Consider the following 7,867-nt stretch of genomic DNA (forward strand, 5'->3'; position numbering starts at 1 on the left):
TGTTGTGGCGGCTCCGCCGCAGATTATAAAAAAGGGGCGCGGCTGGCGCCGCGGGTTGTGTAGAAGGGTTGTGTTCGCTTTCGCTCAGGGGGCAGGGAGAAAGGTTCTTAGGATTGACCGGCCTGCGGCCGGAGGGTTCTTAAGTTTGACGGCCTTTCAGGCCGAGGGTTGTGGTGGCGGCTTCGCCGCAGATTTTAAAAAAAGGGGCGCGGCTGACGCCGCGGGTTGTGTAAAAAGGTTGTGAAGGGAAAGGTTGACGGCCCTTTGGGCCGAGGGTGGCGGATTGCCCTCTCGGGCAATGCTTATAAAATCAGCGTTACGGGATTTACTTCCAGTGTCATATAGCATGATAAGCATTCTGGTGATTAGCCGCTACGCGGCTCCCCCTTATCCGGCTGCGCCGGACTTTCCACCTAAAGGTGAAACGACTCACTATGATTTGTGCGTCGCTGGCGCTCCTTCAAATCATGTTCGCTGTGCATCCACGGGAAAGGTGGTGGCGCCAGCCACCAAAGGGGGAATGCATTTCCTCGCCCACAGGGCGGTTGTATGGTTTTATACAAACTGGCGCCTTCTATAATTTAGAGGCGCCCTACAACAACCCTCGCGCCAGAGGCGCGTCAAACTTAAGCCCCTTAAGAACCTTCGGCCCAGAGGGCCGTCAACCCTCAAGCCCCATAGGGGCTTGTCCCTATGGCGCCCACCACAACCCTCAGCGGCAGAGCCGCTGTCAAACTTAAGAGCCCTCGGGGCGATAGCCCCGTCAAACTTTTGAACCCTCAAGCCCGTCAGGGCTTGTCCATAAGGCGTGTCAACCTTCGGGAATACTGGAAAGCACCGCCCAAATCCCGGCCCCGGCCCCGACCGCCCGACAGGGCATGTCCATACTCTGCCATTTTTCTTGTATTGTAAACTAAATAATATTTCTCACTTGACAGATAAGAGTTAACAGTTTTACACTAAAAAATAACAGCCGAAGTGCGATAACTTCGGATTATTTTATACCCTTGTAGTTGACAATAAGACTATAATAAGTTGACAAAAGGAGTGGTTTCGTTGCTGTATAGTGTAAAAATGCGTTCCAGTCTTGGCGGTTATCATGGAGAAGGGGGCCGTCATATTTCCGGGGCCGAGAGAATCGTGCCGGAGGATCAGGTAGAGGCTGATGTGATTGCCATGCTTCGCCGGGCCCGGACCCATGAACGGGGCGCCGCCGATTTCATTCAGGTGAAGGTGGAAGAGGTGAAGCCCCAGACCATTACCTACTGCCCCATGATTCCCATTTACCAAATCCATACTTCCACCAAAGAAGAGGGACGGCGGGCGGCCAGGAAAGAGCTTGCCCGCATCGGCGTAAGCCAGGCTGCCATTGAGAGCGCCTTTCATGAGCTAGAGTCCCTCACCGACAGCATGCGGGGCGCCATCGTCATGGACGCGGTCACAGGGAAGCGGCTGGACGACCGTCATGAACGGGGCGTACGGTGCAGCAATATGGACTGTGAAGACACTGCCCTTTACGATGCAATCATGGGCAGGAAGGGCCTTGGCGGAGACCATCCCCGGGAAGCGCTGGTGCTGGCGTCCAAGGTGGCCTATGCTCCCGGCACGGTGGCAGAGCTCTGCTGGTCCGATGACCCGGACTATGTCACCGGCTACGTGGGCTCCCGGAAATTCGGCTATGGCCGCATTACGGTGATGAAGGACATGAGGGACCCCGTGGGAGGCCGGGTATTCTTCGTACAGCCGGGCACCGATATAGCCGCCTATGATGATTACATGCAGAACCAGACCGTTCTTGTGAGGCTGCCCCATGAAGATCAGTGACATTCCAAAGGAACTAGAAGAAATCAGAACGGAAGGCCGTTTCCGGAAAGTCCGTGACCTCCGCATGATCACCGCCTCCCGGGGCGTGGACCGGGAAGGGAAAGAATACATTGTCTTCAATTCCAACGACTACCTGGGCATGACCCACGAAAAAGAAGTGGAAGAAGCGGTCAGAAATGCCATAGCCTACGGCACCGGCTCCGGCGGTGCCCGGCTCACCAGCGGCGCAGTGTTTGAACTGTCAGATCTGGAAAAAGAAATCGCTGCTTTCAAGCATAAAGAAGATGCCGTCATTTTCAATACAGGCTACATGACCAACCTGGGCGTCCTCTATGCCCTGGCCGGCCCGGGGGACGTGATTTTCTCCGACGCCCTGAACCACGCCAGCATTGTAGACGGCTGCCGTATTTCCAAAGCCGCCGTGAAAGTCTACCCCCACTCTGATATGAAAGCCCTTGAAAAACTCCTGCATGAAACGGAGACAGAGGGCCAGCGCTTCATCGTCACCGACGGCGTATTCAGCATGGACGGCGACGTGGCAGACCTGCCGTCCCTGGTGAAACTGAAGGAAATATACAACGCCTGCCTCATCGTGGATGACGCCCACGCCACAGGGGTCATCGGTGAAACCGGAAGGGGCACGGCGGAATACTACCACATGGAGGGCATCGACATTCAGGTGGGCACCCTGTCCAAATCCCTGGGCTCCGAAGGGGGATTTGCAGCTGCCAGCCGTCAGATTACCGACTACCTCCGCAACCGCTCCCGCCCCTTCATCTTCTCCACCTCCATTTCCGCTGCCACCGGCGCCGCCGCCCTGGCAGCCCTGCGCCTGCTGGAAAGAAATCCGGAAACATACATGGGCGCCCTCCGCCGGAACACCGGGTATATGAAAGAAAAGCTCACAGAAGCAAACATCCCCTTCCTTCCCGGTGATACCTCCATCATCCCCATCGTCATGGGGCGGGAAGAAGCGGCCATGGAATACGCCGCCCGCTGCCGGGAAAGGGGTATTCTCCTCTCCGCCATCCGCCCGCCTTCCGTGCCTGCCGGCACCAGCCGCATCCGCCTCACCGTCACCGCAGCCCATACCAGAGAAGAACTGGACCGGGCTGTGAAGGTGATGAAAGAGTGCTTTATAGAGGACTGCTGACGCAGTCCCAGGTTTAGAGGGAAAGGTTCTTAAGATGGATGGGCCCAGGGCCCAAGGGTTCTTAAGTTTGACGGGGCCTTTGGCCCCGAGGGTTGTGGTAGCGGCTGACGCCGCAAGTTTTATAAAAAAGGGGCGCGGCTGGCGCCTTTGGACACGCCTGCGGCGTGAGGGTTGACGGGCCTTTGGCCCGAGGGTTATGGCCGCCTAATGGCGGCAGGTTGTGTTCGCTACCGCTCAGGGGGCGACAGCCCTGACGGGCTGAGGGTGGTGGTAGCGCCCTGACGGTGCACAGCGAACACATTTTGCACTATGCGAACTGGATTTGTAAGGGAGCATCAGCGACCTGAAAATCCAGTGAGTCGTTTCCCCTTTAGGGGGCGATGAGTTTTATAATGCCGCCTTCGGCGGTCACGTCCACATCGAGTATCATAATCAGGATTACCACCGTCCACACCGACTTCGCTGGATGGCGTCTCACTGGATTCGCGGGTCGCAGGGCTCCCCTATGAATCCAGTTCGCTTGCACACCCTTCGCCACTTTGTGGCCCTCTTCCCCTAAAGGGGACGCAAGGAGCGTTACGGGATTGGCTGTCTGTATCATATGTGACACAATATCCAGTGCCACCTATTTTCTCGTTTCCCCTTGAGGGGAAGTCCCGCGAAGCGGGAAAGGGTGTACGGGACAGAGCGCCGATATGATTCTCCATCGCGGTCCTGACCGCCAATCGGCGGCCCCCTGAGCAAAGCGATGCAACCTTTCTACACAACCCTTGGCACCGAGGGCTGAAGGCCCGATGGATGCCATATGCCCCTCTGCGCCGCAGGCGCAGGCCCCTACGGGAATACTGGAAAGCACCGCTCAAATCTTAAAATCTCAAATTTCAAAGGAGAACATCATGGAAAAAACCATGTCCATTAACAAAGAACGTACCATGGTTACAGACTGCTGCGAAACAGCCCTCCTGGCCGTGCTCATTGCCGTGAGCGGCACCTTCCGCATTCCCGGCATTGTGCCGGGCACGGAGTTCCAGCTGTCGGCGCCCATTGCTGTGGCCATCTGCGGTGTCTTCGGATTCAAGAAATATATCATCGCCGGCATTCTGGCTTCTCTTATGGGCCTTTCCCTCGGCACCTGCACCATTCTGAATGTGGCCATCCAGATGTCCTTCCGTCTGGGGGTAGGTGCCTTCTGGCTCCTTTCAGGGTCTAACAAACTTTTCTACATCTTTTCCGGTCCCTTTGGCACCGCTCTGGCCCGGGTGGTGATGTACTTCCTTCTGGGCAAGGGCCTCACCCTCATGCTCATAGCTGCCGCACCCGGCATGGCTTTCACCGCCGCCACAGCCTGGGCCTTTGGAAAAATCTTCACCCGCTGCCGGAAAGCGGTGAGGACTATATAAAGCTGTTTCTATCATAGATTTCCCAAAATCTGCCTTTTCCCCGGGGGATGTCCTGTAGTGACATCCCCCCTTTTTTCATGTTACAATGATTTTATCCATTGAAAATCATCTATAAAATATAAGGAGGCCCCTATGGCAGACCCAAAAATCATTTATCTCACCAAAAGTGTCCATGATCTGGTGAAGGAATATCCGGAACTGATTCCCCTTATGAAGGAGCTGGGATTTACCCGCATTACCGAGAAAACGGCTCTCAACACCCTGGGCCGTTTCATGACCATTCCCAAAGGAGCCATGATGATGCACATTGACATGGGGAAAGTAATTTCCACCCTCCTGGCCCACGGTTTTACCCTGGGCGGTTCCTTCGCCCAGGCGCCGGAGGAGAAAGCGGCTCCTTCCGAGGAAACTGCACCGAATGAAAGAACCGCCAGAATCACCGAATATATCCGCCGCCTTTCCGCCGGAGAGGATCTGGAAAAGGTGCGGGCAGACTTTGTAAAGCACTTCAAAGACGTGGACCCCGGTGAAATCGCCCTGGCTGAGCAGTCCCTTCTGAAAGGCGGTGTCCCCCTCCGGGATGTGCAGCGGCTCTGCGACGTCCACTCCGCCCTCTTCCACGGCACCACCAGAGCGGAAAAAATTGCTGCTGCCGAAGCCAAAGTGCAGGAATCCCTGGGCCGCCGCTCCCCTGCCGCCCTGGAACGAAAAGACGGCGCCGACGGCCTTTACGAAACCCTCCGCTCCATTCCGGGACATCCCCTGTCCATCCTTTCCCTGGAAAACGAAGCCCTCGGCAGTCACTTGGAAAAGGTGCGGAAAGCGATGGAAGCAGGAGACAATCTGATGGAAGAACTGGCAGCGCTCCGCCGGATTTCCTTCCATTACAACAAAAAGAACGTCCTTTACCCCATCCTGAAGATGAACTACGGTTTCTCCGGCCCCTCGGACGTCATGTGGAGCGTGGACGATGAAATCAGGGACACCCTGAAAAATCTGGAAAAGCGGGGCCTTGCCAGCCCCGCTGTCCGTGAAACGCCCCAGTGGCGGGAACGTCTCTCCTCTGCCCTCACCAGAGCTGAAGAAATGATTTACAAAGAAAAGAATATCCTCTTCCCCCTCTGCGCCAAGAATTTCAAGGAAGAAGAATGGAAAAGCATTGCCCGGGACTTCGCCCACATGGAACCCTGTCTCATTGTTCCCCAGCCCCGCTGGCAGGAAGCCTTCCCACAGGAAAAAGAAGAAAGCTCTCTCTCTGACGGAATCATCCATCTTCCCACAGGACGGCTCACGTTGAAGGAACTCACCGCCCTGCTGAACACCCTTCCCTTTGAAATCACCTTCGTAGATGCCCATGACATCAACCGCTACTGGAACGACGACGGCGCCCCCAAACTCTTCTCCCGCCCCGCCACCGCCCTGGGCCGGGAAGTCTATACCTGCCACCCGCCGAAGGTGGTGCCCATGGTGAAAAACCTGATTGAATCCTTCCGCACCGGAAAGCAGGACCTTTTCGATGTATGGATGGAGAAAAACGGAGAGCCGGTGCTGGTACGATACATGGCAGTGCGGGACGCCAAAGGCACCTTCCTGGGAACCCTGGAAATCGTACAGAAAATGGGATTTGCTAAAGAACATTTTGCTAAGTAAAAAGGGGCGCGGACACGCCCTGTCGGGCGTGAGGGTTGACGGGCCTTTGGCCCGAGGGTTGTGGCCGCCTGTCGGCGGCAGGTTGTGTTCGCTTCGCTCAGGGGGCAGGGGGAAAGGTTCTTAAGATGGACCGGCCCTTGGCCGGAGGGTTCTTAGGTTTGACGGCCTTTCAGGCCGAGGGTTGTGGTGGCGGCTTCGCCGCAGATTATAAAAAAGGGGCTGTGAAAAAATGATGACCATTTTTTCACAGCCCCTTTGCCTTTACAGAGAGTCTTTAGCACTCCCCCGAGAAGAACTGGACACTATTTATACAATGCGTCATAGAGAGCCTTCAGTTTCCGGTCCCTTTCCCTGGTAGCTCTGGCCGCTTTATCTCCGTCATACCGGTAGAAGCCTTCTCCCGTTTTCACGCCCAGATGGCCTTCCTTCACCTTTTCCGCCAGAAGGGAAGGCACCTCATGGCTGTCTTCCAGGTCCGGCATCAGGTATTCGCTGATATGGGCAAATACATCAAGCCCGCCGAAATCGGCCGTTTCCAGCGGTCCCAGACAGGCCCAGCGGAAGCCCAGGCCGTACTTCATCACCGCATCAACGCCTTCTTTGCTGATAATCCCTTTTTTCACCATGGAAAGAGCCTCCCGCATCACTGCCAGCTGGATGCGGTTGGCTGCAAAGCCGGGAGCATCTTTTTCCACAATGGCCGGTTTCTTCCCGATGGAAAGGGCCAGGTCATAAATGGTTTTTGCCACTTCATCTTGGGTATGGTCATTCTTGATGATTTCAATGAGCGGAATCAGGGTCGGCGGATTGAACCAGTGCATGCCCAGAAACCGCTCGGGCCCCTTCACTGACTTTGCCAGGGTATTGATGGAAAGGCCGGAGGTATTGGTGGCAATGATGGTCTGTTCATCGGCCAGGGGAGAATAGGTCTGGTAGAAATCCGATTTCACCGCCAGATCTTCCACAATATTTTCCACAATCAGATCCCGCCCCCGGAAGGCCGCCGGGTCGGTGGTGTAAGAAATATGATTCACCATATCCGGTGCGATCTTCGTCTTTGCCCTTTCCAGCGTAGCGCTCCGGTGGTTCCAGAGAATCACATCATAGCCCTTCCGCGCAAAAATTTCCGCCATGGAATACCCCATGGTACCGGCACCGGCAATGGTAATTTTTCTGATTTCCATTTGTGTCAACCTCCTTCTGACAGTATGAGCCGTGAGGGCTCGTTTCCTGTATATATTGTATCACTTTGAAGTGAAAAGGTTCTTAAGATTGACCGGCCATTGGCCGGAGGGTTCGGAGGTTTGACAGCCCCTTTCAGGGCTGAGGGCTGCAGTGGCGGCTCCGCCGCAGTAATAAAGATTCAGCGCCCTGCGGGTGTAATCATAAATGCTATGGATATATCGTATGTGCACCTACCCCTGTTTTTGAAATATTTGCCAAATTTCTAAAAAGCATGTTAATATTTACATGAAACAGCTGGCAGGGCTTTCTCTTACTTCCTGTAAGAGGAGGTGATTCACTATGAGCCAAGACTTATATCAGGCCTTTATGGTCATGATTAACTTCGCGGCCTTAGTGGTCGCCATTATTGCGCTTGTTAAAAAGCAGCAATTGAAAAAAGCCATCCAATGGCTTGGAAGGCTCCTTTCAAATTCAAAAAATTATGAGAGAGCCATTTCCCTACCACGGATGTCAGCTGTCTCTTTCTATGCCCATTATACCACAGAAAATGGAAAAGACAAAAGCTTGAAACATAAGCTCCCGACAACAAGCCTGCTTTAAGGGTAACTTTATAAAGCCCCTGGAAAATCTAATTTTTTCGGGGTTATTCCCTCCT

Annotated in this window: 6 protein-coding genes; 5 read left to right on the forward strand and 1 reads right to left on the reverse strand. The window is 54.8% G+C overall.

Translation table 11 applies throughout. The annotated features are described in order from the left end of the window. The first annotated feature begins 1,047 nt into the window (after nucleotides 1–1,047). The 4 genes from HMPREF9453_RS05135 (at nucleotide 1,048) to HMPREF9453_RS05155 (ending at nucleotide 6,027) form a co-directional block, all read left to right on the forward strand. A complete protein-coding gene (locus HMPREF9453_RS05135; RefSeq protein WP_392389370.1) occupies nucleotides 1,048–1,824 on the forward strand; it encodes a 6-carboxyhexanoate--CoA ligase in 777 nt (258 codons plus the stop codon). Next, a complete protein-coding gene (locus HMPREF9453_RS05140; protein WP_008859502.1) occupies nucleotides 1,811–2,977 on the forward strand; it encodes an aminotransferase class I/II-fold pyridoxal phosphate-dependent enzyme in 1,167 nt (388 codons plus the stop codon). Before HMPREF9453_RS05135 ends, HMPREF9453_RS05140 begins: the two co-directional genes overlap by 14 nt. Before the next feature lie 896 nt (nucleotides 2,978–3,873). After that, nucleotides 3,874–4,377: a hypothetical protein gene (locus HMPREF9453_RS05150; RefSeq protein WP_008859504.1), complete on the forward strand. Its 504-nt coding sequence runs from the start codon at nucleotides 3,874–3,876 to the stop codon at nucleotides 4,375–4,377. A 132-nt stretch (nucleotides 4,378–4,509) separates the two neighbouring features. Further along, the gene (locus tag HMPREF9453_RS05155; RefSeq protein ID WP_008859505.1) at nucleotides 4,510–6,027 is read left to right on the forward strand and encodes a DUF438 domain-containing protein; all 1,518 of its coding nucleotides are present in this window, start codon (nucleotides 4,510–4,512) and stop codon (nucleotides 6,025–6,027) included. A gap of 302 nt (nucleotides 6,028–6,329) precedes the next feature. On the opposite strand, the gene HMPREF9453_RS05165 is transcribed toward HMPREF9453_RS05155, so the two are convergent. Continuing rightward, on the reverse strand, nucleotides 6,330–7,211 hold the full coding sequence (locus tag HMPREF9453_RS05165) for a 3-hydroxyacyl-CoA dehydrogenase family protein (RefSeq protein WP_008859506.1): 882 nt from the start codon (nucleotides 7,209–7,211) through the stop codon (nucleotides 6,330–6,332). A gap of 340 nt (nucleotides 7,212–7,551) precedes the next feature. On the opposite strand from HMPREF9453_RS05165, the gene HMPREF9453_RS05170 reads away from it, so the two are divergent. After that, nucleotides 7,552–7,812, forward strand: coding sequence for a putative holin-like toxin (locus tag HMPREF9453_RS05170; protein ID WP_008859507.1), 261 nt, complete (start codon nucleotides 7,552–7,554; stop codon nucleotides 7,810–7,812). The last annotated feature ends 55 nt before the right edge of the window (nucleotides 7,813–7,867 follow it).

The organism is Dialister succinatiphilus YIT 11850, assembly GCF_000242435.1.
In the GTDB taxonomy this organism is placed as follows: domain Bacteria; phylum Bacillota; class Negativicutes; order Veillonellales; family Dialisteraceae; genus Dialister; species Dialister succinatiphilus.